31 protein-coding genes and 1 tRNA gene are annotated in these 26,615 nt (G+C 55.0%); 5 read left to right on the top strand and 27 right to left on the bottom strand.

Annotated elements, in window-relative coordinates; genetic code table 11:
- Nucleotides 1–31: 31 nt before the first annotated feature.
- Nucleotides 32–102: transfer RNA gene (locus ACLQMU_RS09645), tRNA-Gly, on the bottom strand.
- Between the two features lie 143 nt (nucleotides 103–245).
- Nucleotides 246–1,136: a zinc metalloprotease HtpX gene (htpX, locus tag ACLQMU_RS09640; protein WP_422148798.1), complete on the bottom strand. Its 891-nt coding sequence runs from the start codon at nucleotides 1,134–1,136 to the stop codon at nucleotides 246–248.
- Nucleotides 1,137–1,322: 186 nt separating this feature from the next.
- On the opposite strand from htpX, the gene ACLQMU_RS09635 reads away from it, so the two are divergent.
- Complete coding sequence (locus ACLQMU_RS09635; protein WP_422148799.1) at nucleotides 1,323–1,973, top strand: putative phosphothreonine lyase domain-containing protein; 651 nt, start codon at nucleotides 1,323–1,325, stop codon at nucleotides 1,971–1,973.
- A 61-nt stretch (nucleotides 1,974–2,034) separates the two neighbouring features.
- Here ACLQMU_RS09635 and ACLQMU_RS09630 read toward each other — a convergent pair whose 3' ends face one another.
- The 23 genes from ACLQMU_RS09630 to ACLQMU_RS09520 form a co-directional block, all read right to left on the bottom strand.
- Entirely contained in the window at nucleotides 2,035–2,181 is a 147-nt protein-coding gene (locus ACLQMU_RS09630; RefSeq protein ID WP_011991248.1) for a 50S ribosomal protein L40e, read from the bottom strand.
- Nucleotides 2,182–2,242: 61 nt separating this feature from the next.
- Nucleotides 2,243–2,809: an RdgB/HAM1 family non-canonical purine NTP pyrophosphatase gene (rdgB, locus tag ACLQMU_RS09625; protein WP_424039875.1), complete on the bottom strand. Its 567-nt coding sequence runs from the start codon at nucleotides 2,807–2,809 to the stop codon at nucleotides 2,243–2,245.
- Nucleotides 2,806–4,389, bottom strand: coding sequence for a bifunctional N(6)-L-threonylcarbamoyladenine synthase/serine/threonine protein kinase (locus ACLQMU_RS09620; RefSeq protein WP_422148801.1), 1,584 nt, complete (start codon nucleotides 4,387–4,389; stop codon nucleotides 2,806–2,808). Before ACLQMU_RS09620 ends, rdgB begins: the two co-directional genes overlap by 4 nt.
- Before the next feature lie 6 nt (nucleotides 4,390–4,395).
- Nucleotides 4,396–4,578, bottom strand: a complete 183-nt coding sequence (locus tag ACLQMU_RS09615; RefSeq protein ID WP_422148802.1) for a 30S ribosomal protein S27ae — start codon at nucleotides 4,576–4,578, stop codon at nucleotides 4,396–4,398.
- A 2-nt stretch (nucleotides 4,579–4,580) separates the two neighbouring features.
- A complete protein-coding gene (locus tag ACLQMU_RS09610) occupies nucleotides 4,581–4,880 on the bottom strand; it encodes a 30S ribosomal protein S24e (protein WP_422148803.1) in 300 nt (99 codons plus the stop codon).
- A gap of 111 nt (nucleotides 4,881–4,991) precedes the next feature.
- The gene (locus tag ACLQMU_RS09605) at nucleotides 4,992–5,483 is read right to left on the bottom strand and encodes a GTP-dependent dephospho-CoA kinase family protein (protein WP_422148804.1); all 492 of its coding nucleotides are present in this window, start codon (nucleotides 5,481–5,483) and stop codon (nucleotides 4,992–4,994) included.
- The gene (spt4, locus tag ACLQMU_RS09600) at nucleotides 5,484–5,690 is read right to left on the bottom strand and encodes a transcription elongation factor subunit Spt4 (protein WP_422148805.1); all 207 of its coding nucleotides are present in this window, start codon (nucleotides 5,688–5,690) and stop codon (nucleotides 5,484–5,486) included.
- Entirely contained in the window at nucleotides 5,674–6,315 is a 642-nt protein-coding gene (locus tag ACLQMU_RS09595; protein ID WP_422148806.1) for a DNA-directed RNA polymerase, read from the bottom strand. Before ACLQMU_RS09595 ends, spt4 begins: the two co-directional genes overlap by 17 nt.
- 7 nt (nucleotides 6,316–6,322) lie before the next feature.
- A complete protein-coding gene (locus ACLQMU_RS09590; protein WP_424039877.1) occupies nucleotides 6,323–6,691 on the bottom strand; it encodes a type II toxin-antitoxin system VapC family toxin in 369 nt (122 codons plus the stop codon).
- Between the two features lie 8 nt (nucleotides 6,692–6,699).
- On the bottom strand, nucleotides 6,700–7,935 hold the full coding sequence (locus ACLQMU_RS09585) for a translation initiation factor IF-2 subunit gamma (protein WP_422148807.1): 1,236 nt from the start codon (nucleotides 7,933–7,935) through the stop codon (nucleotides 6,700–6,702).
- A gap of 152 nt (nucleotides 7,936–8,087) precedes the next feature.
- Complete coding sequence (locus ACLQMU_RS09580) at nucleotides 8,088–8,381, bottom strand: DUF2098 domain-containing protein (protein WP_422148808.1); 294 nt, start codon at nucleotides 8,379–8,381, stop codon at nucleotides 8,088–8,090.
- 179 nt (nucleotides 8,382–8,560) lie between these two features.
- Nucleotides 8,561–11,146, bottom strand: a complete 2,586-nt coding sequence (locus ACLQMU_RS09575) for an oligosaccharyl transferase, archaeosortase A system-associated (RefSeq protein WP_422148809.1) — start codon at nucleotides 11,144–11,146, stop codon at nucleotides 8,561–8,563.
- Between the two features lie 41 nt (nucleotides 11,147–11,187).
- Nucleotides 11,188–12,342, bottom strand: a complete 1,155-nt coding sequence (locus tag ACLQMU_RS09570) for a glycosyltransferase (RefSeq protein ID WP_422148810.1) — start codon at nucleotides 12,340–12,342, stop codon at nucleotides 11,188–11,190.
- Between the two features lie 47 nt (nucleotides 12,343–12,389).
- Nucleotides 12,390–13,010, bottom strand: a complete 621-nt coding sequence (locus tag ACLQMU_RS09565; protein WP_422148811.1) for an acyltransferase — start codon at nucleotides 13,008–13,010, stop codon at nucleotides 12,390–12,392.
- Nucleotides 13,007–14,749, bottom strand: coding sequence for a glutamine--fructose-6-phosphate transaminase (isomerizing) (gene glmS / locus ACLQMU_RS09560; protein WP_422148812.1), 1,743 nt, complete (start codon nucleotides 14,747–14,749; stop codon nucleotides 13,007–13,009). Before glmS ends, ACLQMU_RS09565 begins: the two co-directional genes overlap by 4 nt.
- A gap of 1 nt (nucleotide 14,750) precedes the next feature.
- On the bottom strand, nucleotides 14,751–15,905 hold the full coding sequence (gene glmU, locus ACLQMU_RS09555) for a bifunctional sugar-1-phosphate nucleotidylyltransferase/acetyltransferase (protein WP_424039949.1): 1,155 nt from the start codon (nucleotides 15,903–15,905) through the stop codon (nucleotides 14,751–14,753).
- A gap of 14 nt (nucleotides 15,906–15,919) precedes the next feature.
- Nucleotides 15,920–17,119: a bifunctional sugar-1-phosphate nucleotidylyltransferase/acetyltransferase gene (gene glmU / locus ACLQMU_RS09550; RefSeq protein WP_424039948.1), complete on the bottom strand. Its 1,200-nt coding sequence runs from the start codon at nucleotides 17,117–17,119 to the stop codon at nucleotides 15,920–15,922.
- A gap of 23 nt (nucleotides 17,120–17,142) precedes the next feature.
- A complete protein-coding gene (locus tag ACLQMU_RS09545) occupies nucleotides 17,143–18,393 on the bottom strand; it encodes a phosphopentomutase/phosphoglucosamine mutase (RefSeq protein ID WP_422148815.1) in 1,251 nt (416 codons plus the stop codon).
- A gap of 33 nt (nucleotides 18,394–18,426) precedes the next feature.
- On the bottom strand, nucleotides 18,427–19,068 hold the full coding sequence (locus ACLQMU_RS09540) for a hypothetical protein (RefSeq protein ID WP_424039946.1): 642 nt from the start codon (nucleotides 19,066–19,068) through the stop codon (nucleotides 18,427–18,429).
- Nucleotides 19,068–19,682, bottom strand: a complete 615-nt coding sequence (locus ACLQMU_RS09535) for a cyclase family protein (protein ID WP_422148817.1) — start codon at nucleotides 19,680–19,682, stop codon at nucleotides 19,068–19,070. Before ACLQMU_RS09535 ends, ACLQMU_RS09540 begins: the two co-directional genes overlap by 1 nt.
- A gap of 3 nt (nucleotides 19,683–19,685) precedes the next feature.
- Entirely contained in the window at nucleotides 19,686–20,339 is a 654-nt protein-coding gene (locus tag ACLQMU_RS09530; protein ID WP_422148818.1) for a protein-L-isoaspartate(D-aspartate) O-methyltransferase, read from the bottom strand.
- 20 nt (nucleotides 20,340–20,359) lie between these two features.
- Nucleotides 20,360–21,475, bottom strand: coding sequence for a SufD family Fe-S cluster assembly protein (locus ACLQMU_RS09525; protein ID WP_422148819.1), 1,116 nt, complete (start codon nucleotides 21,473–21,475; stop codon nucleotides 20,360–20,362).
- Nucleotides 21,460–22,191 (bottom strand): ABC transporter ATP-binding protein, encoded by a 732-nt coding sequence (locus ACLQMU_RS09520; RefSeq protein WP_422148821.1) that lies wholly within the window; start codon nucleotides 22,189–22,191, stop codon nucleotides 21,460–21,462. Before ACLQMU_RS09520 ends, ACLQMU_RS09525 begins: the two co-directional genes overlap by 16 nt.
- A 225-nt stretch (nucleotides 22,192–22,416) precedes the next feature.
- On the opposite strand from ACLQMU_RS09520, the gene ACLQMU_RS09515 reads away from it, so the two are divergent.
- Both ACLQMU_RS09515 and ACLQMU_RS09510 read left to right on the top strand, forming a co-directional pair.
- Nucleotides 22,417–22,695 carry a hypothetical protein gene (locus ACLQMU_RS09515; protein ID WP_422150466.1) on the top strand — a complete coding sequence of 93 codons (279 nt, stop codon included), beginning with the start codon at nucleotides 22,417–22,419 and terminating at the stop codon, nucleotides 22,693–22,695.
- 75 nt (nucleotides 22,696–22,770) lie between these two features.
- Nucleotides 22,771–23,286 (top strand): hypothetical protein, encoded by a 516-nt coding sequence (locus ACLQMU_RS09510; RefSeq protein WP_422150465.1) that lies wholly within the window; start codon nucleotides 22,771–22,773, stop codon nucleotides 23,284–23,286.
- Between the two features lie 623 nt (nucleotides 23,287–23,909).
- Here the strand turns inward: ACLQMU_RS09510 and ACLQMU_RS09505 are convergent.
- Both ACLQMU_RS09505 and ACLQMU_RS09500 read right to left on the bottom strand, forming a co-directional pair.
- Nucleotides 23,910–24,311: a type II toxin-antitoxin system PemK/MazF family toxin gene (locus ACLQMU_RS09505; protein WP_422150464.1), complete on the bottom strand. Its 402-nt coding sequence runs from the start codon at nucleotides 24,309–24,311 to the stop codon at nucleotides 23,910–23,912.
- A 1-nt stretch (nucleotide 24,312) separates the two neighbouring features.
- Nucleotides 24,313–24,915 (bottom strand): type II toxin-antitoxin system antitoxin SocA domain-containing protein, encoded by a 603-nt coding sequence (locus ACLQMU_RS09500; RefSeq protein WP_422150463.1) that lies wholly within the window; start codon nucleotides 24,913–24,915, stop codon nucleotides 24,313–24,315.
- A 600-nt stretch (nucleotides 24,916–25,515) separates the two neighbouring features.
- Here ACLQMU_RS09500 and ACLQMU_RS09495 point away from each other — a divergent pair.
- Both ACLQMU_RS09495 and ACLQMU_RS09490 read left to right on the top strand, forming a co-directional pair.
- Entirely contained in the window at nucleotides 25,516–25,752 is a 237-nt protein-coding gene (locus tag ACLQMU_RS09495) for a hypothetical protein (RefSeq protein WP_422150462.1), read from the top strand.
- Nucleotides 25,753–25,956: 204 nt separating this feature from the next.
- On the top strand, nucleotides 25,957–26,469 hold the full coding sequence (locus ACLQMU_RS09490; RefSeq protein WP_422150461.1) for a hypothetical protein: 513 nt from the start codon (nucleotides 25,957–25,959) through the stop codon (nucleotides 26,467–26,469).
- Nucleotides 26,470–26,615 lie beyond the last annotated feature (146 nt).

Genomic DNA, 26,615 nt, shown 5'->3' with positions numbered 1-26,615 from the left:
ACGTCATAGCCAACTAGACCACGAGCCCTCATGCATCGACCGGGAATCGAACCCGGGCTATAGGCTTGGAAGGCCTAAGTCATACCTCTAGACCATCGATGCACTGCGCTCTACAATTTTGGCGGGGGGGTGTATTAAGGCTTCCTTCTATCCGCAAAAAGAGCCCGCTCCATTCTTCAACATTTTGCCGGGGAGAAAGAATCATAATTCGGTAAACAGGAAAATACGTGGCAAAAAGGAAGGGATCAATTCAGGTGAAGCTCGTACCCGATCCGCTCAAGGGCGGCGATCCGCTTCTCAAGGGGTGGGTGGGTGGAGAAGAGCTCCAGGAGGGTGTTTCCCGAGAGTGCCGGGATGATGAAAAATGCATTTGCACCTTCGACCTTGGCTTTTGCCTGTGGTGGGACAACCTCCATCCTGCCGCTGATTTTGTTCAGGGCTGAGATCAGGGCCCGGGGGTTCCTGGTGATAAGCGCACTTCCGCGATCTGCAGCAAATTCACGGTACCGGGACAGCGCGAGCATCAGCAGCGTGCTGAGCGCGTACACAATAATTGAAGCGATCCAGACAATAATCCACCCTGCGCCATTGTCGCGACTATTTCCCCCGAAGAGCGCAGAAAAGAAGAAACTCTGCATAATCATCGAGGCGATCATGGCAACGAAGCTGGCCATGGTCATCGTGAGAATGTCCCGGTTTTTCACATGGGAGAGTTCGTGTGCGAGCACGGCTTCCAGCTCGTCTTTTGTCAGAAGACGCATGATTGAGTCGGTGCAGCAAACCACCGCATGTTTCGGGCTGCGTCCCGTGGCGAACGCGTTGGGCACCGGGCTCTGCATGATGGCGACCTTTGGCATGGGCAGGTCGGCCTCGTGGCACAATTTCTCGACCGTGTGGTGAAGTTCCGGGTATTCGTCAGCGGAAATAATTCGGGCATGTGTGCTCCAGAGCACCAGCTTGTCCGAGAAGAAGTACTGGATAAATGCCATTATCACCGCTAAACCGATGATCAGCACGATACTGACCCCCGGGAAAAAGACTACCAGTACAGTCATAAACACGAGGTAGAGGATGAACAGTAAAAATCCTGTCAGCAGCACTCTGCTTGTGAGGCCCCAGTCCCTTTTCCATTCCATAATTAGTACATTTCTGCTGCCGCCGCTCTTAAATCATTCGAACAGAGCAATACATCACCGGCGTCTGTGCCCGTATTTGGTTCCTTCAGGGCTCAGGCCGGGTACCTGGCGCATGGCGGGATGTGCCGGACGGTCTTCGCACCAAAGCAGAAACTATTTTTCGGCATAACACCGGATGGGTACAACATGGACGAAGTCGATTCCGAGGCTCTGGCTGATGTGGCGTACGGTATCTTCGATCACCTTCTCACCCGGAGACTCCAGACGCAGGGAAAATACCTCTATGCGCTTGTTGAAGGAGGCGTTGACTTCACCGCAGACCTGACCGAGACGATAGGGCAGTTCACCGATGAATACCCGCAGCTTGCTGAGGCGCTCCTTGCACGTTTTGGCCCGGTCGATACGATCTACCGGATGCTCTGCGAAGGTGAAGGGGTCATCCCCTCAAAAACGACGCAGATGTACTGGATCGTGCAGGATGCTCCGGGCAGTGCGCCAGAAGCCATCGAGGACGAGCATGCCGGTAAGTGGCTGATCTTCCAGGAGCCAGACAGAGCGGATGCCGCGTGGAAGAAGGTGCGGGACGCCACGGTCGCACATGATCTGGGCATCTCGGCAAAGGTCAGTACGGCAAAACCAAACCCGGATTCCCGGGACAGCCGCAGGGTCATTTATGTCTATACGGAAGACTGGGCAGACGAGCCTGATGTGATGCGTGTGCGGGAAAATCTCCGCAGGCTCGGGTTTGTTGACCGGATCGGGTACAAGCGCAACCTTGAGACGTTTGCCGGTGAGTATGCCAAGAAAGGCAAACGGGTCACGTATTATTCCGCATAAATCTTCAGTTTTTATGTAACTATACCAAAAAAGAATAACGATATTGGATAGGAAAATTCAATTACGCTTTTCGCTCCTTGTTTTTCGGGCGCAGGTTCTTGTACCCGCACTTGCGGCACGTCGTTGCGCGGATCGCATTGCGTGCATTGCAATGCATACATATTTTCACATTGAGTAACCGGGCTTCGGCTTCAGGGAACTTTGCCATGGATATACACTCCTGTCTCTGCCCTTATAACAATGTTCTTTGATCTTTTAACCGTTTGCGTCTACCCGGTATCGGCACTATGCGTATTGATGAACCAGTCGCGGAATGCTGTGAGTGCACGAGCACGGTGGGAGATGGCGCTTTTTTCTTCAAGCGGGATCTCGGCAAGAGTTTTTTCGTCAACTTCGAAGATCGGATCGTACCCGAACCCGCCGGTGCCCCGGGATGCCTTTATGATCCTGCCGCCGAGAGTCCCCGAAAAAACAAAAATGCCGGTCTCATCCGCAAAAGCGATGGCAGTAGTGAACCGGGCGTTGCGATCCGGAACACCTTCCATCAGCCTGAGGATCCCCGCGTTCCCGATCGATTTAAGCACGTATGCGGCGTACGGCCCCGGAAACCCGTTGAGCGCATCAATGGAAAATTCCGTATCGTCAACGATGAGCGGCACATGCAGGTGCTCATACGCGTACCGTGCTTTCTCCCTGGAGATCTCTTTTACATCATCGGAACGGAGTTCCGGGATATCGAGTGCCACGTGCCTGACGTCAATTGTTCCTCCAAAAAATGCTGCAACCTCTCGTGCCTTGTGGGTATTGCTGGTGACTACGGTCAGGTTCCGGCTCACAGGTACCTCCCCCTGAGTTCGATCTCCTGTTCCCGTGCCAGTACTTCATCTGCACTGGCAAAAGTCGCGGAGTACCCACGGGCAAATGCTGCACCGAATACGCCGGCCTCTTTTGGGTGGGTGCTTTTGAGTGTCTGGAACAGGACATGGATATCGACACCCCTTTGCTCTATCTCCGAAGTCACCTGCGCCAGGCCGAAATCGATCAGCACGCACCTGCCATCCCTGTCGCGCAGGATCATGTTGCTGGTGGTGAGGTCCCCATGCATGATGCCGGCCGTGTGCAAACGGCCGACCATCCGTCCTGCATCCTCGCAGTGCTCTTCCGTGAGAGCATGGGTGAGAAGCGCGCCTGTTATTTCCTCCATTATGATGGAGTCGTGGGTGATATCGCTCAGAATGGGTGTGGGGACGCCCCCTTTTCGGGCCGTGTGGATAAGCCGAGCCTCTGCACGGGTCCGTTCCGCGATGAGTTTTTTATCGAGAGCAGGCACCCGGTACTGCTTGGATACCCGCTGCTTGATCGCGCTTCCGTTCCTGAAACTGACAATGGCCTCAGCTCCCCGTTTATGCCCGGCGCTGGCGTACTGTCCGCGATCCGTGGCGTACGTACCGTTGTGTTTCCAGGTCACCTCAACCTCATCTGAACGGAAGGACGGGTTGACCTGCGAACGTTCGATGGCGAGCGACGGGCCGCTCTCGAGCATCAGTTTTCCCGTATAGGCAATCATGGCGCCATTATCCCCGAGATATTTTCGCTCGGGCACAAAGAATCGTGCCCCCCGCTCCTCGCACATGATCCGAAGCATCTCCTGCAGCCGGGCATTGGCCCCTACGCCCCCGACAAGGAGCACTTCGTCTTTTCCGGTGAGCGAAAGCGCCCGCTCAGTCACTTCGACACACATAGCAAAAGCGGTTTCCTGCAGGCTGCAACAAACGTCAGGAAGCGGCTCTTTTGCGTCCTTTGCCGCAGAGACCAGTCCCGAGAACGCGAGATCCATTCCCTTGACCGTGTAAGGAAGTTCAAAATAGTTCCCGGTTTTTGCCTGTGCCTCGATCAGCGGCCCCCCGGGATGGGGGAGATCCTTTGCCCGGGCAAACTTGTCCAGCGCATTTCCAATGCCGATATCCAGCGTCTCCCCAAAGATGCGGTACCTGCCGTTAAGGTAGCCGATTACCTGCGTATTTGCCCCACTCGCGTACAGCACCACCGGGTCCCGGCAGCCGGTTGCCCAGCACCCGATCTCGATATGTGCGACGCAGTGGTTTACACCAACAAGGGGGACATGAAGGGCGAGCGCAAGGGATCGTGCAGCTGTTGCCACCGTCCGCAGGCAGGGGCCAAGCCCCGGCCCCTGGGAAAAGGCGACCCCGGTAACTTTTTCCGGGTCTTCGAGAACCGAGGATATGACTTCTTTTATGACCGATGCATGGTGCTGTGCGGCTTCGCGCGGATGAATGCCGCCGTGGGCAGGTAAATACGGGCGCGAACACAGCGCAAGAAGATTACGGTCAAAAAGAGCAGCACTGAGGTTCCATGCTGTCCCCTCAATGCCCAGTATCTGCCCAAACTCAGGCATCAGTGCTTATTTTTTGAATTCGGTGTATCCACACTTCCCGCAGGTAACCCGGTCCTTATGGTCGGCCATCATGACGCCGGGACCACACCGGGGACAGTACTTCTTCGCGGTAGTGACCTTGTCGCCTTCAACCTTGAAAAACGCACTGCGTGTCGGCCCTTTTGCGGCGGCTTTCTTTGCTGCGGCCATGGTTATGCCGCTCCTTCCTCTTTAGGTTTTGGCATGCCGCGTGCCGACAGGTATGGGCGTTCGGTTTTCTTCTTTGCATCTTCAGTATCGTACACGCGCGCTTTGCCGGTGACCCGTGTCTTGCCAAAATTGCTTTTCAGACTGTCGAGGACAACCTGCGGCTCTTTTGCATTGAGCAGTGCGCACAGTTTGCCGATAATCTGCATGCGGGAGGGCGTAGCACCATCATAGGTAAGAGTAAACTGAATCTCTCTTCGTGATAAAAGTTCATTCCTTTTATCGCTCTCGATTTCAAAGTCCATCGATATCCTGTAATTATTGGAAACCGTGTTATTTAAAACCTGACCTTGTTTTGGAAAACAAAAAGAATGTCCTCTGAAATTAAAAAAAAGAAATATCCCGTTATCTTTGGATCAGGTGCCGACCCGGGCAAACTGCATGAGGAGTTCCTTTGCTGCGGCTTTTGCGCCGTCATCGATTGTGCGAAGTACGATCCCTTCGCGCGGCTGGCCATAGAGCACGACAGATGATGGCGGTGCGGCGATCACGAGCGGGATGACGGCAAGATCCTCCTCCCCGTCAACCATGATGGTGACGGGCGGGTGATCGACCGCATAGGTGAGCGCTTTGACCAGATCGTCGGTAATAGTGCCCGGCGGGTTCTTCACCCGTATACATTCACCGGAAAGTTCCGGCATCCTGCTGCAGGGTGAACGCATGGTCTGGCCGTCTACCACAGCGATTGCAGGCGTGATCCCGTTTTTCTGCAGGTTATGGGTAACAACATCCCCCACCGTATAGACTATGCGGCCGGCAAGTTCCGGGAGCACGGTGTTCATGTCCCGGTGGAGGGTCCCGAAGGGATCCTTGAAGAGTTTGCGCGACTCCCTGGGAAGCACGAGCATTCAGCGGACCTTTAGCGCATAGCGTCCGGGCAGCTTGATGTTCATCCGTTTTGCCACATCGGAATTTTCCGGGTCAATGATGACCAGGTATCCCGACCAGTCGTCGCTTAAGTTTGCTGTCCCGCAGATTACGCAGTTCTCACCGTCAACAACCCGGTGGCAGTCCCTGCAGACCTTCCCCTGTTTTTTCTTATTCATCGGCGGCATGTTCTTTCCTCTTGCCCCGGGTCTTCTCGGGCTTCTCCTTTTGGGCGCCCGTAACACCGGCCGCCGCTTTTTCTTTCTCCTTTTCGATCTCCTCTTCGAGCCAGAGCGACGTGCCGAGGCCTGCCTGACGCATAGTGAGGCCTATCTTGCTGTCCCGGGGCTCGCGCTCGTTTAAGGAAAGCGTAACTACGCGGACCCTGACCGTGTCGCCGACACCAATGAAGCGTTTGGAATCCTGGCAGATGAGCCGGGCGTTCTTCTCATCGAAGTTGATATACTCGTCCGAGATCTGGCTCACGTGCAGCATGGCATCTATGGGCCCGAGGCTGACAAATGCCCCGAAACTCGTGGTCTCCACGACAAGACCTTCGATCACTTCCTGCAGGGCAAGCCGGAGTACGAGCCCCTCGAACGTTACGTCATAATACACGCCGCCATCTCCGGGCACGATCTCACCCTCACCGACGTGATCGACTCTGGTCACGGCAATGAAGATTCCCAGTTCCTTATCGATGCTTCCTTCGAGTTGTTCCTGAAGGACATCCAGAATGACCTTGTCCAGTTTTTCGCCCAGCCGGAGGGGGGGCACTCTGACTTTGTCTTCAAGCATCATCTTGTAATACATAACCCATCTACCTTCGCAATATCTCGAGTTTTTTCTGTTTTCTCATGGATATAACCCCGATCCCCTGCGCAAGCAGTGCATCCCTGACCCGGCGGTCATTGGTCACTACCAGACCGCAGTTCTCTGCGGCCCATGCAATAACCTGCTCATCGACGGGAAGGGAAGAACCGTTGTCCTCCGCAATGGTGCACTGCTCCGCAAGCGCAAGACCGAGCCGCGCCGCAGCGCCATCATTGCCTTTTGCACGGGAAAGCCCGGCGAGTTCCTGCATCACGCCGGGCAGGACCACCGGTTCAAAACTGCCAAGCAGTTCGCGGATCTCACTGAAGAGATCGATCCTGAACTGCGCCGGCATCATGAGCGCGTTTGCGTCCAGCAGGACTTTTACTCGCTGAGGACACCCATGCCGATTAACCGCCAGCGTGCTCCCACCTGCCGGCTGATAGCGATCCTGGCTCCCTGCTCTGCGCAGACCGGACGCTTCAGCTGCACTTCGACTGCCTCTTTCTTGGTGCTTGTGACTACCCCCACGGTGACCGCGGTACCAACGGAAAGCATAAGTGGTTCGTTGTATTTTAAAGGTTCAATGACAAGTTCGCTCGTTGCGCCCACGACCCGTTCCATCAGGGTGACCTGGCACCTGATCTTATCCCATACCGGGGGCAGTTTGCCGACATGGCCGACAACCTGACCGGCCAGGGCATCGCTCTTGGTGAGGGCCGGGTCGAGGTTGGTCCCGACACCAAGAAGCCCTCCCGGCGTTGCTTCTTTTACGGTTTTTGTACCGGCGTTAATGGAGGTAACCTCCGTAATAATCGGGATCCACTTGATCCGGTTCTCGATCTGCGTCTGCCGGCCGGGTCTGATCTCAATGGCATCACCGTCGTGGAGGATGCCCCGAATAAGAGACCCTCCGACGACACCGCCTTTTACCTCCTTCCAGTTGCAGCCGGGTTTGTTGATGTCGAAAGAGCGGGCAACAAGCATCACCGGTTCGGCAGCAGGGTCGCGGACCGGCTCGGGAATGGTCAGGTCCAGTGCCTGTACCAGTGCACCCATATTGATTCCTTTCTGGGCTGAGACCGGGATGATGGGGGCGTTCTCGGCAACTGTCCCTTTCACGAATGCCTTGATCTGCTGGTAATTGTCGATTGCCTCTTTCTGGGAGACGACGTCGATCTTGTTCTGGACGATCACGATCTTTTTGATGCCGACCAGGCCCAGTGCCATGAGGTGCTCTTTTGTCTGGGGCTGCGGGCATTTCTCCGTGGTGGAGATAACGAGCATCGCCCCGTCCATCAGTGCCGAACCCGACAGCATCGTCGCCATCAGGGTTTCGTGCCCGGGTGCATCCACAAAAGAGATGGACCGGAACGGTATCCCGTTTCCGCCGCAGACCGGGCAGACCGGCTTTGTTGAGTAGGCGTCAGGGCCTTCGCAGTGCCCGCACTTGTAGAACGTTGCATCCGCGTATCCCAACCGGATGGATATACCGCGCCGCACCTCCTCGCTGTGCCGGTCCGTCCAGGTACCGGTGAGCGCATTTACCAGCGTGGTTTTCCCGTGGTCCACATGGCCCACCACCCCGATATTCACACTGGGTATTGTCACATCATGCAAATGAAATCGAACCTCCTTATCCTATATCTAATAGGCATACTTATACATAACCTGTAACGGCCGGTTTTTACGGGTTCGGGATGTTTTTCTGGCGGGGAGGTAACAAAAAAGGAAAAAGCCACTATACGGGATACTGAATACGGTTACGGGGATTAGCCCCCGCCTTCACAGCTCTGGTCGATATTTTTCAGGGCTTCCTGAAGTCCGCTTCCTGCAGCAAATTCCCGTTCTCTCCGGATAACTTCTTTCGCGTCCTCCCTGATGGAGGTGACGGACTGTTTTGCGTGTTCTGCAGGGATCAACAGGTCAGTACGATAGAGAAGGTGCGTGCTGTCCAGTTCGGCAAACTGGTTTCCCTCCACCCGCTCAACACGGACCACGACACCGGTGGTCCCGGTACGGGGATAGCGCACCCGCATGCCAGGGGCGATCTCTTCAGCGAGCATACAAGACAATGAGTACATTGCAGTATAGAAATATTATGGGCGGCGTAACGCTGAGTAAGTGGTCATGGTGCCTGAATACCTCCTCTGTTAAAAAATCTACCCCTTAATGCAGTCAGATAAAAAAAGCGGGTACGCCCCGCCAAAGGTATCCCATCACCGCGAGATTTCTAAAAAAATGATTAATTAATGGCCAGGCCCTGTATGACTGCCGATTCGGGCACGTCAAATGTCGCACCTGTTCCTTCAATCCGGTATTTCCCGGTCGCTTTTACATCGTAGGGATTACCGGTGGTGGCATAGGGAACAATAAATTCACCGTTGATGCTCTGCTGCCGGTAGGTGAAGTTCCTGCCGGTGTTTGTCACGAGCGGGACATCGATGATACCGGATCCCTCTATGTGGGCGCCTTTGACATATTCAAAGACCTTCACGTACTTCACATCGGTCGTGTTCGTGGTGAATTCGCTTGTCGGGGATTCATGGACAAGACGGTAATGCTGCAGGGCAGGAACGTCCGTGATTGGCAATACGATTGAGGGGCTGAGCACATCAGCATGGTAGCCGGCCGGGGCGTTCTGGTTGTATTGTGCTGCCCGGGCTGCGGCAGCAGACACGTTCATCGCCTCGGCATTGGTAAGAACCGGGTATGAGACATGCGTGACGTTCTGGTCTGCATACTCGACATAATAGGCTGCGGTGGCCGTTGCCATGGACCCATCGAAATTATGGAGCCGCGAGACCATCGTATCGTAATACGCATTTTCATTCAGGAGAGCGGGGCTGTAACTGCTGGAGGCCGTCTGGCCCGGGATAAAAACGGTCATCTGGTACGGTGCACCTGCCAGTGTGGGATTGAACCAGGTCGCCATTGCCCAGAATTTTCCGGTATCCATCTCAATATCAGTGATCACGTACCGGGTACCGTCGTGATCGAGGATCGTATCCGCCGTTGACTCGTTGGTTGCCATGAAGAAGGCGGCTGCGCCATCCGGGCCACTGACTCCTGCCTGGAACGGGTTGGCGTTCGGGATTCGTTTTGCGATATAAGTGATCATATGTCCGTAATCCCACCAGGACATGACGCCATAGGAGGAATTGGGATAGGTGAACGTATCCTTGTTATAGATTGTGTAATAGTCGACACCTGTAGCCGGCGTATTGTTTGCCATCCAGTCCAGGGACTCGCGCCAGTCAGCATTCATCAGCAACGGGTTACCGGATGCATTGATGTAACTGTAAGAGGCCGAGGTATATGCAAAAAGAATGCCGAGACCTGCCGAAATGACCACCAGTGCGACGATAAGGTACTGAGGCGCCGCGGCCCCCGGGGTTTTTTTCTGCGTTTTCTTCTGCTTTTTTCGTTTTGCCGCAGGCTCTTCAGCGTGTTCGGGGATCTCATCCTGATGGGTAATGACCCCGGTAAGACGGGCTATGTCCTCCCGGCCCCAGGTATAAATACAACTCACGCAGATGGCCGAGAGCAGTGCAACGTTGACCGCAAGGTAATATTCATACCTGATATGCTGCCAGGTGGCGTAGAGCATAATAGCTGACCAGATCAGCGCGAAGAGGTCATGGGGGCGGTTCTCCCTGAACAACAGGTAGAGGGAAATGAGCCCCCCGCCAATCATGAGGATAAGCCCGTAGTTGAAGGACGCCCATGCGGCTGCAAGAGTCCAGCCCCGGGCTTCCTGCACGGTATTTGTTACTGGTGCCTGCCCGAAAAACTGGAAGGATGCCGTGATAAGCTGGCTGAAGAACTGTGGGTTCACCACAAACAGGACCATGGCAAAAGCTGCGGCGATACCGACAAGAGACAGCGGGTAATAATATTTTTCTTTCCCCCTGAGATACCGGGCGAGCAGGTACAGGACTACCGTTCCCGCGATCACCGCAATATAGGCGTAGATATGCCCGAGAGAATAGGTGGAGAGGTCAAGACCCGGGCTTTTGAACCCGAACAGGAGCAGTCCGACAATAGCGACAGCAAAAATAATGGTATTTGCCACGAGGAGATATTCACTGGGCCGGTCGCGCCAGACATTGATGATGAACTGGAGGACGGTGAAGAGAACGACGATCAGGGCAAACAGGATCATCGTTGGCATCAGAAACAGTCCGAGCAGGTAGGCAATGCCCGCAAGAACGGATAACACCGCCGTCTTTTTCCAGGTGGCGAAATCTTTCAGGTCAATCTTTGCATCTTTCTCTGACAAGAGGATGTAGAGATACACCAGACAGAACAATGTTGAAAAGAGCACTTCACCGATATGGTGATCGAAGTAACCGTACAGGGACCGGTAAAAAAATTGTCCTGAAACAACTGCGGTAAAACCCGCAGCCAGAAGTCCGGTCTTCCAGTCGCCGCAGATCCTTCCGACATAATACATCAGGACAACGGTCACCGCAGCCATTGCAACGGGTACAAGAAGGCAGATACTGATGATCTCCGGGCGCGTCGCAGCTCCGGCAATCAGGCACGCAAATCCGGAAATATAGATGAATAACGGACCCCAGTAGATCGTGCCCCCGACGGGGTACTGGGTCATCGGGTCAAACCAGGTATACGTGAAGTGATTGGCGAGCAGTTGCTCGACCTGCCGCAGGTTATAGAGCGGGTCGTCACTTCCCACCATCGTGAGGATATCGGTATGGCCCATGGTTAGCATGGGCAGCAGGCGGAGCCAGACCGCAAAGAGCACAAAAAAAGCGACAAGTCCCGCAATTATCCAGTTCCGGCGGTTTTTAAAATCCAGCAGTACCATAAAATCTTCCTTTCGCAGGAATAAGATCGTTTTTTGGGGCATTAATCGTTTGGATGGTACGCTTCCAGCAATCCCGCAAATACGGATTCAAACTGGCGGGCTTTCTCTTTCCAGCTGTATTTTTCGAGGTTGATGTGGTACGTTTCCGGGTAATCCATCCGGTTCCTGACCTGTGCGATAAATTCGTCCCGTGTCCTGTACACAAAGAGGTTTTGGCCACCGATGCGGGTAACATCGGGTATCGGGCGCATAATTATCGGTTTTCCGCAGGCCGAATATTCGAAGAACTTGTTGGGGAGGGCGATGCCGCCCCACTGGGGCGGTGAAAGGGGTATCGTGCAGACGTCCATACAGGCGATGTACCTCGGGAGTTCTGCGTAAGGTTTTATCCCGGTAAAGATTACGCGATCGGATACCCCGGTATCCACGGCAAGGCGCCGGAGTTCCTGTTCATAATCGGTAAACAGCGAACCGCCCACGATCAGCAGGTGCGTGTTGTTCCGGTACCGGATCAGATCGGGAAGCGCCCGTATCATCTCGTCGATTTCATACCAGCGCTCGACACTCCCCGAGAACCCGATGACAAAATCGTCATTCCCGATGCCCAGTTCGTGCCGTGTCCGCGAACCGTCCTGCGGCACAAAAAGATCCGTGTCGACACCGTTCGTGATCAGATCCGCGGAGAACCCGAGGCCCTTGAGTTTATCCACAAGCGAGGGGGAGACAGTTGTGATCCTGTCGCTCCTGGAAAGATTTCTCCTGGTGATCTGCCATACCCCCCTACGGATGCATTCTGCAAGGAACCGGTTTTTAAAGTAGGCCGCTGCAGAATCCGGGAACCAGTCCTTAAGGTCGAAAACAACCGGCACTTCGTATCTCCTTGCCGCGGAGATGACGGCGGCCCCGGCAAGAATGTGGGCAGCAACGACAATATCAAACCGGTTATTACGGAGGATCCTGTTGAATACATGGTAATGGTATGGGGTGTTGAGCGTATAGTGCAGGAGCGGGTTTGTTACCGGGAACTCCGTTGCCTCCTCCACGATAAGCCGGGTAGGACGGGCATTTCCCTGGCTGACGTGGAAATGCGCTACGTGCACCTCATGGCGCCGGGCCAGCTCCTCGAAGATATAGTGGTGCCGCGAAGGGACAGGGTGATGGATGTAATCCTGGGTGGAGACAAGGAGAATCTTCATGGGTACCTCGTGATTGCAGAACCGGCTTTTGCAGAAATTCCCATTTATCAGCCGATCCCGTGGTTACCGGGAGTCCCGCGTGCAAGAGCCGACGGCAGGTCCCGTATCTTTGCCGGTGCACCCATGGCAAGCCGGTGCGCCGGAACGTCCCTGGTCACAATTGCCCCCGCTGCAACCAGCGCACCCTCCCCGATATGAATGCCCGGGAGAATGGTTGCATTTGCTCCTATTGCTGCATGGTTTTCTATCACTGGTCCCACAAGCCCGCCAATTCCCGACGGCGGATACCGGTCGTTGGTCAACACCGCGTTCGGGCCGATAAAGACATGATCCCCGATGGTGGTACTGGTGGGGATGTACACCATGCTCTGGAGGCTCGCGTCATTTCCTATCCGGGTGTTTCCCTCAATAATAACCGCAGTGCCGACAGATACGCGGTCCCCAATCCGTGTTTTTTCACGGATCAGGACATTGTGCCCCGACTGGAACCTGTCGCCGATAATCACGTCGCAGTAGATAATGGTACCTGACCGAAGTACCGCGTCCTTTCCCAGCGTGGTACCGGCAAATCCGGTTTTTCCGAGGTATTCCCGCGAGGGGAACCCCAGCGTCACCGGCTCAAATACCTGCAGGCCTTCTCCCGTTTTGTTGATCCCGTATTCGATCATTCAACCGTCACGCTCTTTGCAAGGTTTCTCGGCTTGTCGATGTCCCGCCCCAGTGCCACGGCAGTCCGGTATGCAAGAATCTGGAGCACCACGAGGCTCGTGAGCACCTGGACAAAGGGATGCGTCTTTGTCAGGGGGATAAACAAATCGACAATATCGGGCAGATCCTGGTCTCCTTCGCACCCGAGCGCAATGACCGGCGCTCCCCGGGCCTTGATCTCCTTGATATTGGACACCATCACCCCGTAGGTCTCTCCGGGCATGCAGATGGCAATGACCGGTGTTTCCGGTGAAAGGAGGGCGAAGGGTCCGTGTTTTAACTCCCCTGCCGCATACCCTTCTGCATGGATGTAGGAGATCTCCTTCATTTTGAGGGCACCCTCCAGAGCGACCGGATAAAACGGGCCGCGTCCGATATAAAAGAGGCTCCCGGCATCTTTGCAGGTATCAACAGCAGCCGAGAGATCCATGAGGAGTACCTCTTCGATTGCCTGGTGTGCGTGCAGGAGAATCTCTTCGAATCTGCCTTCAGAACGGGCATCGATGATCTGCATAAGAACAGCGAGCTGGGCAACAAACGATTTGGTAGCGGCAACGCTGATCTCGGGTCCTGCACGCATAAAGAGCGTGGCATCGGCAATCCTGCTGGCGGAACTACCAAGCACATTGGTGATCGCAAGGGTCTGGCAGTTATGTATGCGTGCCTGCCTGAGGGCGACAAGCGTGTCTGCGGTCTCACCCGACTGGGTGATCCCGATCACGAGGCCGTCAACGGGTGGATGGAAATATCTGAACTCCGAAGCAAATTCCACGCGGGCAGGTATCCCGCACGATTGTTCGAACAGGTACCTGAAAATGAGCCCGGCATGGTACGATGAGCCGCAGGCAACAAGGGTTACCGAAGGGGATTTGCAGACAAATGCCGGGAGGGAACTTTTGTCGATCGCCCGGATGGTATTGAAAAATGCCTGGGGCTGTTCGTAGATCTCCTTGAGCATGTAGTGGGGAAACCCGCCTTTCTTGACCTCCTCGGGTGACCAGTCGATCAGCTCCACCGGCCGGCTCACCGGCCGGGTCTCCTGGTAAATGGCCACGTCTGTTCCCGTCAGGCAGGCGATATCTCCGTCTTCGAGGAAGATTGCACGCTCCGTATGCTCCAGTACGGGTGTCATATCTGAAGCGGCGAAATTTTCGTTGTCCCCGATCCCCAGCACCAGCGGACTTCCGTTCCGGGCCGCTACCAGGCAGTCTGATCCGGTTGCGATGACCAGCAGTGCGTACGAACCTTCAAGAAGCGGGAGAGCACCCCGGACAGCAGAGAGCAGATCCGCAGTTTTTGCATACTGCTCCTCGATAAGGTGAGCCACGACCTCCGTATCCGTGTCTGATCGGAAGATGTGCCCACGTGCCGTGAGCGATTTTTTTAATTCCGCAAAATTTTCGATGATCCCGTTGTGAACTACGGCGATCCGGTTGGTGCAATCAGTGTGCGGGTGGGCATTTACATCGTTGGGGACCCCATGCGTTGCCCACCGGGTGTGACCTATACCAATGGTGCCGTGCAGCCGGATCCGCCCGGCATATTCGGAGATCCGGCCTTTGTGCTTTTCGATCTCGATGTTGCTACCGAGCGTTGCAATCCCGAAAGAGTCATACCCCCGGTATTCCAGTTTTTTTAAACCCTCAAGAATCAGGGGGGCTGCCTGCCGCCTGCCGATATACCCTACAATCCCGCACACGTTATATCACCAGGGAGCCATCCGGGATAATGCGGGAGATTACATCCCGGTTTCCTTCCAGGGATGCATTGTTTCCGACAATGCAGTTCCGGAACCTGGCACCTGAACCACAGGTTACATGGTCCCCGAGAATAGCGCCGAACTCCGAGCGGATCGGGGCCCCTTCGATCTCCAGAATACCTTTTGCTGAACCTGTCGAGGTATGATCGGCGAGCGTGCAGCGTTCACCAATAACGGAGTCAACGATGCGGGAATGCGAGGAGATGAGAGTGTCATCCATCACGATTGCGTTCCCGATCAGGCTGAGTGGTTCGACTGTGACCCGGGACCCGATACTGGTGTTGGGCAGGATACAGCAGTTCGGTCCGATCGTGCAGTCGCTCCCGATGATGACCGGGCCTGAGATCACCGTGTTCGGGCCAATGGTTGTGCCCTTGCCCAACTGGACCGGCCCGAGGATCGCAGCATGTCGGCTGGATGTGCCTTCCCGTGCGGCAGGCAGATGCCGGAGGAGACGCTGGTTCAGCCGGAGCAGGTCCCACGGGTAGATTGCGTCCTGCCAGTCTTCAGCAATGACAGCCCTGAGGCCGGTTCCGGCATCAATCATGCAGGAAACAGCCTCCGTAACATCATTTCCCTGAATGAACCGGAAAAAATCCTTATTCAGCGAGTATATCCCGGTACTTACGAGGAAACTGGGTGCGTGGTCCGGCTTTTCCACGATACTGTCAACCTGACCGTCCCGGATGGTAACCACGCCGAAATTGGAGGGGCTGGGGTGTTCTTTTACCAGAACGGCGTTTTTGACATCCCTGATTTTTGCAACCGACTGCGCATCGATATAATTATCGCCGGGCAGGAGCAGGAAGTCCCCGGTAATCCGGGATTCGGCCTGCCGGAGTGCATGGGCGGTGCCGAGCTGTTTTTCCTGGATGACCACATCGATGGGCAGATCGAGCTGGTTTAAGAACCTTGTCACCTGTTCCCTGCGGTACCCGACAACGACGATAATATCGCGGATGCCGTTTGTTATGAGCGCATCGATCGTGTACGCGATGATGGGGCGGTTTGCCACCGGGATCATCGCTTTTGGCCGGCTCCATGTGAGCGGACGGACCCGTTTTCCCTCTCCTGCCGCAAGAATAACTGCCTGCATACTTCCACCTTCACCTATCGGATAGCTGAGTTTTCGCCAAAACTTCCTTCAATATAAGAGTTGGGCGCGAAATTCGCGTGGCTGCCGATCACCGTACCGACATTGACCGAGCAGTTGATCCCGAACCTTACGTTGTCCCCGACAACAGCACCGAACTTGGTGTGCCGGGTGTCCTTTCCGCCGACCCTGACCGGGGCATGGTCGTGCCGGAGGTTCGCAATTTTTGTCCCGGCACCGAAATTGCACCCGCTTCCGATGACAGAATCTCCGATATAGTTGAAATGGGGTATCTTTGTCCCTGCCATAATAATCGAATTTTTGAGTTCCGTGCAGTGTCCTATATGGCATTCATCGCCGATGCTTGTTGATCCCCGGATGTATGCGTGGGGGCCAATCCTGCAATTGCTCCCGATGATGCAGGGCCCCTCGATGTACGTCCCGGATCGTATCACGGTATCCTTCCCGATAACCACCTGACCTGACAGGTACACTCCCTCCTCGACAGTTCCCTGATTTACCGAAGAAATATTGGTAAGAAGGGCCGCATTCGCATCGATCAGGTCCCAGGGATAGCCGATGTCCATCCATGTCGGGAGGGGAATGGCGCGAAGCCGATGGCCATCGATAAGGACATTGAGGGCGTCGGTCAGTTCGAGTTCACCGCGTGATGAGATGCTGACCTGTGCCAGCAATTCAAAAATGTCCGGTGTAAACAGGTAAGCACCGGCGTTTATGGTGCCGGATTTGGGCTGCTTTGATTTTTCTTCGAGAGCAATGACCCGATCGTTCTCCACGATGACAACCCCGAAATCGCCGGGGTGATCGGTCGTGCTCGTGCCCATGCAGGGTGCCGGGGTCTGGATCATCCGGGCGATATCGGCACTCGTGAGGATCATGTCGCCGTTCATGGCAAGGAACGGCCCGGTGACGAGGTCCTGTGCGGAGCGGAGGGCATCGGCAGTGCCCATCTGCTGGCGCTGGGGGGCATAGGAGATGTGGATACCAAAGCGCGACCCGTCGCCGAAATGGCTGCGGACCTCCCGCTCCCCGTAGCCGACCACCAATACAAACTCCGTGATGCCTGCATCCCGGGCCGCGAGCACGAGGTGCTCCATCATCGGTCGGTTTGCCACCGGGAGCATCACTTTCGGGCGCCGGGCGGTGAGGGGACGCATACGTTTTCCTTCACCTGCTGCCAGCACAACGCATTGCATGGGTACCACTCATCCTGCAATATTTAAGCAGTTTTCCCCTGCAGGATCCGGGTTCTCGCCTGTTCCAGCATCTCCTTTGCCGACGGGAGCGTGGTACCTTCAGCGGTGATCCGGATCTTGGGCTCGGTCCCGCTGGCCCGTATGAGATACCACCCGTTTTCCCGTGCAACACGGACACCGTCCGTCGGGTTTGCCGCGCCCAGGCCGGTGACGATCTCCCGTGCCCTCTCGTGCGGTATCGACTCCCGGAGGATCGGGTAGGCCGGCATGGCATCCAGCCTTTCAGCAACATCACATCCCGAGGCGATCTCGCAGAAGAGGGCAGCGGCAAAGGGGCCGTCGGGGCAGTACGAATGGTGCGGGAAGATCCATGCGCCGCTCGGTTCTCCCCCGAAATCTCCCCACGAAAGCAGCTCTTCGGACACGAACGTATCGCCGACGGGAGTGCGGTGAACCTCTGCGACCTCCTCAATGATCATGGAGGCGTCGCTCGTGGTGACCACTTTTTTTGCGCCAAGGTGCTCAGTAAAGAGCATGAGCAGGTGATCGCCGTCGATATACCGGCCCCTGTTATCAAACGCCATCATGCGGTCGGCGTCGCCATCATGCACGACCGCGCAGCCCGCCCCCGTTTTTTTAACCATTTCACCCACGTACCCAAGGTACTCTATGAGCGGTTCCGAAGGACGGGAGAACCGCCCGGAGGGGTTGCAGGTAAGACAGACCGGTTTTGCCCCTGCTTCCGTCAAAAGACCGGGCGTCAGGACAGAACCGGCACCATTCCCGCAATCGATGACAACCGGGAATCCGGGCGCGATGGATACTGCATCGAGAATCGCATTTTTGTGGGGCGTGAGTGCATCGAAGGAAGATTCTGTTCCCTGATGCTGCCAGTCGGCCCAGTGAAGATCCGTGAGGTGTTCCTCTACTTCTTTCTGCTGGGCCTGCGTGAAGGAGGAACCATCCGGGTTGAACAGTTTGATCCCGTTGTACTCCTCGGGGTTGTGGGAGGCGGTGATCATGCACCCGGCTTTTGCAACGCGGGCGCTGTATGCCACAGAGGGTGTGGGGGCAATCCCGGTGAAGCGTGCGTTTCCACCCGCTCCGAGTATCCCTGCCAGTATGGCCCGGGAAAGCACCGGGCTTGTGGTCCGCGTGTCGGTCCCCACAATGCAATCCGGGTACCGTTCCCCCATGACAGCACCGACGGCAAGAGCAATCTCCACCAGCGACCGGTCAAACCGCTGACGAATACCCGAGGATCCAAAAAGCATGCACTATGGTTGAGCTTTTGTATAAAAAGAGGTTTAGTGCTGGGAGGGGTCCGGAACAGAACACGGTGCCTGCTGCCCGTACGGGCACCAGTGCTCCCGCTGCTGGATGCGGGAGACGCCGGCGGTGGATGGGCCGAGGAAAATAATGCGTTTTTTCCCTGCCCACGCTGCCACAATGTCCCCGGTTTCCGGGGCAATCAATCCTTCATTGTTGATGAGAATGATATCTGCCTCTTCAGGGTTTTTCGTAACCAAAGAACCAAGTGAAGATTCCAGTGCCTGCATCCTCCCGATACAGTGCACCCGGTGGCCGCGAAGCTCCCCGGTAAGTTCATGCAGGCATGCGGCATGCGAAGCTGCGGGGCAGGCCCGCCGCACCCGGGTGAGGCAGAAGAACGCGGTGGCGACGTTGATGATGGCGCATGCGGCAGCCCGGACTCCCGGCGGTTCAAGAGGTGTCCCGAACATGAACGAGATCTTCGTGGTTGCCCGGATTGGATCGTCCGTGACAAACTCCGCCGTCCTCCCCCCGAAAGATGCAGTCATGCAGGCGCCCCTCTCGAACTGGCAGTTATGCGCATCGGGATCAACATCGAGGCGTACCCCGGTTTCCTCACACCCGCTGCATTTGAGCATCTCTTCGAGCCTGTTTACCGAATCCGTGACGATATCCATTACATCACTCCATCGTTTTCCATCAGCACGACCCGGGCAGGAGCGCCATCGAGGCCGGCCAGGCGCAGCGGCAGTGCCGCCATGTCAAATGCTCCCTCCCTGACCCCGGAGAGATCGAGGAGTTCGATAATGATGCAGCCGTGGCCGAGCAGCTCCCGGTGCACTGCCCCGTCGCAGACAAACGCCTCGATGGAGAAGGAGTCGATGCCGACGCACAGGACACCGTTCGCGCTGAGCAGTTCTGCCGCGTCGAGGGTAAGATGGGGGTAATCCTCCCTGAACCGGTCCTCCCCGGAAAATATCGTTTTTAAAAGGATACGCTTTGCGTCACCGAGCCTGCCCTGCAGATCCGCTGCTGTGATTGCACTTCCCACACCGGTTATGTCCAGCACCCGGCAGGGGCCGATGAGGTGATCGAGCGGAACGGTGTCGATGGTATCCCCGGTTTTCAGGTAATGGACCGGGGCATCGACATGGGTGCCCGAATGGCTGTTCATATGCAGGTCGCTGATCAGGTACCGTCCCGCATCCCTCTGGGAAAACGACGGCGGCGGGTCCCCGGGAAATGAAACCGTGGCGCCGGAAAGCGGGCGCGTGATATCGATGATTCTCATGGCTTATTCTTCCTCCCAGCCGTACTCTCCGATGAGCGGCACGAACCGTACGCCACCATGGTGCTCCTCCGTGAACCGGTCCCCGTGCCGTTCGAGCACGACCAGTTCCTGGAGAATACGATCTCCTACCGGGGCGACCAGCCTCCCCCCTTCAGCGAGTTGCTCTTTGAGAGGACCAGGTATTTCCGGTGTTGCGGCAGTGATAATGATACCATCGTACGGTGCTCCCGGAGGATACCCGAGTGTCCCGTCGCCGATAACGATCTCCACGTTGTCCGCATAGACCGCCGCGAGGTTGGCACGTGCCAGTGCCGCAACCGTTTCGATGCGTTCGATCGTTATCACCTTACGGACGAGCATCGACAGGATCGCCGACTGGTACCCGCTCCCCGCCCCGATCTCAAGCACGGTGTCCGTAGGTGCAGGCCTGATAAATTCAGTCATGAGCGCCACGATGTAAGGCTGGGAGATAGTCTGGCCGTTCCCGATCGGCAGGGGTGCATCCGCGTATGCATCCCGGTCGTACGGGCTCGGCACAAAAAGATGCCGGGGCACCTCCCGCATCGCAGCGAGGATTTTTGGGTTGCGGATCCCCCGTGATTCTATCTGCAGGTCCACCATGCTGCGGCGTTCTTCCGATCGGGGGTACGGGGGCATTGCAGACCTGCCTGATTAACCTAGAACCCTGCCTTTTCTGCCACATCGATGGTGGCATCGATCTGTTTCTGGAGCGCGTCGGGAAGACCGGCAATCTTCACATCGAGGAAACCCCGGATAATCGTGGCGGTCGCCTCGTCTTCGTCGAGCCCCCGGGACATCAGGTACTCGATCTCCTCCTGTGCCAGCTTTCCGACCGCTGCCTCGTGGGAGAGCTCGGTGCCGACTACCCTGCCGTCAATTTCCGGGATCGCGTAGATAGTACCGTCCTTGAGAATCAGGCCCTTGCATTCCAGGTGTCCCCGTGTCCCTGCGGTTTTTCCCACGATTTGGCCCCGGGAAATGATGGTCCCGCCCTGGGTTATGGCGCGGGTGACCAGCTCCGCGCTCGCACCTTTCCCTTCGAGGATCGCCCGCGATCCGATATCAATGTATGACGAGGGGGATGCAATGGCAATTGTCGAGAACCGTGCAACCGAATTATCGCCTTCCAGGGTTGCCGTCGGGTACATCTGGACTTTTTTGACCGGTTGCATACAGACATAGTTAGACAGGAACACCCCGTTTTCCTCCACGATGGACGCGCTGCGCGGGAAGACCTCGATGTTCTCGGTCCACGTGTGGATCATGGTGAAGCTGACTTTTGCGTTCTTCCTGATGTAGAATTCCGATACGCCGTAGTGTGCGGCTCCCGGACCTACATGCCCGCCGCTGGTGCATCCCGATATGATATGGAGCTCTGCGCCCTCCTCGGCGATGATGATGTTATGGACATGCTGGATCGTCTCACGGCCGAGATAGAGGCAGGCCTGGATCGGGAGGATGTTGTTCGTGCCCTTGTGAGCGATGATGACGTACCCTTTCGGGTCGTCCTGGGCTGCCACGTATTTTGTAATTTCATCTTTATCCTTGTCAACGGCCTTCCAGTTGTAGTCCCTGAGCCAGTCATACTTTTCCATCGCTTTCTTGTAGGAGAGGACTTCGATGCCTTCCTCGCGGCACTCGGCATGGACGACATCCTGGTTCATCTGGAGGTAACTGCCGCAGCGGTTCTCCATGGACATCTCCATCCCCGACTGGGCGAGCCGGGCCTTGTCCTCGTCCGATATACCCGGTGCATTCAGCTGTGACGGCATTCCAGACACTCCTTGTACCCGCGCTGCTTGATGTCTTTTAAGATCTCGCGGGGATTCCCGTGGCACTTGATCATGCCGTCGCACATCACGTGCCCCTGGTCCGCGTCAAGGTAATCGAGGATGAACCCCGTATGCGTGATGACGAGCCCGCTTTTTGCCCTTGTCATGATCCTTTTCTCCTTTTCGAGCAGGGTTCCGATGGCGTTTCCTATCAGCGAGATGTTTTCGAGATCGACCCCGCTCTCCGGCTCGTCGAGCATCACAAACTCCGGGTTCTGGATCATCAGCTGGAGCACCTCGCTCCTTTTTATCTCCCCGCCCGAGAACCCCTTGTTGATATCCCGTTCGAGAAACCCGCCCATGTGCACCGATGTGGCGAGGTTCGGGATGTCCAGGGTCTTGTCCCTGGATATGGCCGTCAGGAGCTTACCCAGTTTGAGCCCGGAGATGGTGGGCGGGCGCTGGAACAGCATCCCGATCCCGCGCTTGGACCGTTCGTCGGCGTGCATCGCGGTCACGTCTTCCCCTTTGAAGAGGATCTTCCCTTTCGTGACATTGTAACTTGAAAAACCCATCAGTGCCATGAGGAGCGTGGTCTTCCCGGAGCCGTTGGGGCCCATGAGCACGTGGGTCTCACCCTCACCGATGTGGAGGTTGATCCCGTGCAGCACCTCTTTGTCACCGACGTTGACATGAAGATCTTCGATGTCCAGCATACGATTAACCGCATGAGTGTATGTCGATGTCTGCATTAAACGTTTTTTACTGTGCTAAGGGGGAGCGGTAGGTCCCAGGAACGCGGCCGCCCTGACCGGTTTTTTTGCGGAGTGTAAAGTAAGGATGGGGGACTGAAGGTAATGGAAGGAAACTCCATTGCGGGATAATTCCCCTATATAAGAGATCAGTACATAATTTTCCTTATGCCCGGTGATCTGACCGATATGGAGATTCAGCTTCTCTATATCCTCTACCGTAACAGGAATTTCAAGGCCAGCGCCGGGTATCACAGCGAGAAACTGAAACGGATCCTCCGGAAGAAATACACGGATGATTTCGACACCGCCATTGCAAACTTGAGCAAACGGGGGTTTATTGCGGCCATCAGGAAAGATGAGCCCAAGTATTACATCGCAGACCTCGGAAACGTATATGCCGTCCTGGACAAACACGGCCTCAATGTGGCTCCGCTCGGTGGCGGCAGGGTTCACCATCTCGACTGAGTCTGCCGATTCTGTTAACTTTTTTTAACAACAAATTTATAGATCGTTGCCACAGATCTACCCAGGGGAAGACTGATGAAACCGCCGTTCGAGGGATTATTCGGGGACACCTGCGAGACCCGGCTCCTCCGGTTCCTGCTGCCGATGTACGGTATCGAGTTCGGGATGGCCGAACTCGTCGATGAGATCGGGATGACCCGGCAGTCGATAGCAAAAGCCGCAAAGAAGTTCGCGGAACGGGACATGGTAAGGATCAGGAAAGACGGGAGGACCCCGCTCTATTCCATTAACGAAGATTCCCCCCTCGTACGACGGCTTGAGGATTTCGACAATTCGCTTATTGAATCCATGATTGGGGCGGAAGAATTCGCAAAAATCCGCACGGGGAGAAAAGAGCCTGTGCGGAAAACTGCCGTACATTACAGTCAGTCCCAGCCAAAGGTTTCCGGTGTCGCCAGCCGCCCGGCACGATACCTGAAAAAAAAACCGGCGATTGCCCGCCGATTTTTTTATATCCCTCGTAACCGGCAGCCTCAACCGCCACCCTGCCCGCCATTAACCGGGACTTATTCTTATACGCCCCACTCCTGAACGTAAATCGAAGATCGACTTCCTTTGGACAAGTTCCGGAACGGAGGGCAGATCGGACAAGGGGACTCAAGCGGCCGGCCCCGACCGATCCCTGAGATCGATCGGTCCGACCAATTTTTCTGCGGAGTGCAAGGTGGGGGCAGGGGGGCTACCTCAGATCCACGCGGATCAAAGGTCGCCCCGACCAATGTTTGTGATCGGTTGGTCCGGCCAATTTCAGAAACGATCGGACCGACCACCCCGTCTCGCCTAAACCTTCAGTGGAAGAGGAGGTTAAGGTACTGGAAAAAAAGAGGTCGCCCCGACCAATTTTGAAATCGATCGGTCCGATCGATTTTTTTGCGGAGTGCAAGGTAGGGGGAGGGGGGTGACCGATTTTTTTGGAGGTCGGGGTGGGTGAGTGGGATGATGGGTGGGGGTGGCACTATTCTGTGTCTCAAACACCTCAAAATCTCAGGATCATGTAAAGAGATCTATAAAATAGAAAACTATTAGCGGATTGTTAAAGATAGGATCAATCACTAAATGGAAACTGTGGACAAGAAGAGTCTGGAGATACCGAAATTTGCGGGGGCGGTGGTGAAGCAGGTGGCATCTGACTAATCAGATGAAACAATCACGATTCAGAAATCCCCATATCCGATAATATTCACCATACGTCGTCGGATTTCTTTTAGGTCTATCGCATCTATCGTGAACCGGTAATCAGTGAAAAACTCCCGGTTGAGTGTATAGATCTGTTCGCATTTTGCAAGACTGTCATGCTGGAGTTCGGCATATTTTCTTGAAGCCAGACAATGATGGGATTGAAGTCTTGGGCGATTATTCATGGAATCCCACAAGTTTGTATGAGCTGACTCTATCGGAACACAGACAATTGTCTTATGGCCGGGGTTGGCCAGTTTTCTCGGGTTCATCACAACCGCAATCCGGTGTGGCCCCTTCATCGTGTTTGTAGAAATCCCCGTATGATCGGTGAGATCGAGAAAAAAGACATCTCCCTCCATCAGATCCGGGTACGGCATTTTAGTGTTCACCGCACATAGTGCGAAGTTGGAGATTTACAAGATCGTCCGGAATATAGTCATCTGAATCGCCATTCTGTAAATTATCCAGTTGTTTCGCATCAGCAACGGCATCGGTAAAGTAAACAAATGATTCCAGATCATCGTATTCGTAATCATCAAGTTTGAGATCCTCAAGGGGGATCATCTCATTATTGCCAACCTTTTTCCAGAGATTAAAGCGGTGCGTCAGCTCGCTGATCTCTTCTGTTTTATGGCTTTTTAATGATCTGATGATCGTGTCGAAGAGCTGGAGTTCCCGTGGAGAGAAGTCCGATACATCGGCTTTCCTCGTTGGAGAAAACTGATAAATGATTCTCTCCGGATCACACGGTTCTTTGATGATCTGAAAAAACTCATTTGAACTATCAGTATTTGCAAAAGCAAAGGAGGGAACAGGACCGTTCTTGAGGCGCTTATAACTGTCCTCCAGCAGGGTTTCCCGGCAATTATTATACACAAACAAATCGACAAGAAAAACAAACTTCATAAGTTTGGTTCTGCCGATTTTTGGGTACTGTTCAATCGTATAGAGCAAGGCATTCAATTGTTTGTCAGTTTTCATCGAATTACACCAAATACTAAATAACGCCTTACGATTGCAGGAAACCTACGGATACTTGATTATCTAACATAATGTATACATTTTGAAATACTTTATGATTACTTTCAAGGCATAGTTGTCATACCCACGATCATGTCGGACAAGTTCCCCGGCTTTTCATCCCATAATTCACTCCCCTTCCTACAACTATACACTAGGTTCATCCACCATAAAACCACGGCTTTAAGTTAACCGGAGTTTACGCATCTGGCACAAAATGGTGTGCGTATGCAATGGATATACTTAGAAGGGGATTTTTGCGTAATACACAGGAGTGGAATCAGGCACCTGAGTGCTGGCCACTCGTCAGAATCTTTTCCTGATTGTTAAAAAAGCCCGGAATACCTGTGAAAATGAAAACGGGAAGATTTTAGATCATTTTGTTGGCGTCAACAAAACGATCATGCCTCTCCTGTGTCCCCCCGCGCCCTCCCATTCAGCTAACCTCCAGGTTATACGAATCCGGGCCCGCAAAATCCCCAAATTCCCGAAATAACTACCAAAATATTCGAATCTACCACAGAGTATATAACCGTACGTATCATTGAGAAAATAATCACAATGAGCGTAGATTTCTGCACACGGGTAACGAGGAAGATCGTGAAGCACGGGTACGAAAAGAAGGTCGCCCGCCGCATCGCGAAGTTCTGCTTCATTGCCATGATGTTTACGTGCGGTCTCTTCGGGCTCTTTGAGAGAGTGAAAGCACCGATTTATCTGAACACCGGTTTTGGGATGCATGCTGCGGGTGCCCGGGCCGGGAACGTTTCGCCCGCCTTTTCTCTTATACGTCGTTGACCGCCGGTCCGGTCATCATTAACGGTTGATCACCTGATAGCCCACGCCATAGCGGCTATGCTCGTACCGCTCATCAGGGCGGAATGATCCTGCAAGGGGCCGGCGTTGTTTTCCCTTCGGGCGAGTGGGCGCATCCGCCCACCTGCCGCTTTTCACGAATACCCCGGCCCCGGGTTATGGACCATCACATAAAGGAGGAATATCATGATCGAGACAACAACAAACGGACAGGACGTGATTGCACCGGGCACGATTGCATCCGGTGCCACGTACAGCAACCGGATTAACCCCTGCGAGAACGTCGCAGGTGAGACAACCCTCATCATCCGGACCGAAAAAGAAGGTGAACTGACCCTTGGCCCGGAGAACTACACCCGTTGCAACGCGATCATCATTGATTCGATGCGCATCCTGGAATGCCTCGGGTACCTTCCGGTGCTCGTGCGCAAGTCAAGGATCCCCCTCGATCTTATCGGCCTTGGGGCAGACGGGGCACTCATCATCGAGGTGGTCCGATCCCGTACACCCCTGCCTGATGCGCCCACGGTCCTGCGGCAGTGCAGGAAGGAGGTCGATTACCTACGGGAGATGAAATCACCGTCGCAGGCCCGAAAGATGCTCTGGGTCTATTCGCCCCAGTGCCGGTGGAGGTTCTACGATGTGTTCCCCGGCGGTATCTGGCTGGCGAAGGATATGATGGAGGGAGATAGGAAGTAAAATCCCTCAATTTTTATTTTTTTTGCTCTGTAGAAATCCTATCCAAAACAGACGGTACCAATGACCGAAAGATCTAAGGTACATTGTCTCCTTACATTCGATTGTGAGTCCAAAAAGCAAGGAGACAACTAAAAGATTAGCGAGCC

Origin of the sequence: Methanoregula sp. (genome assembly GCF_052325125.1) — an archaeon.
In the GTDB taxonomy this organism is placed as follows: Archaea; Halobacteriota; Methanomicrobia; order Methanomicrobiales; family Methanospirillaceae; genus Methanoregula.
This window is presented reverse-complemented; position numbering and strand designations above follow the sequence as displayed.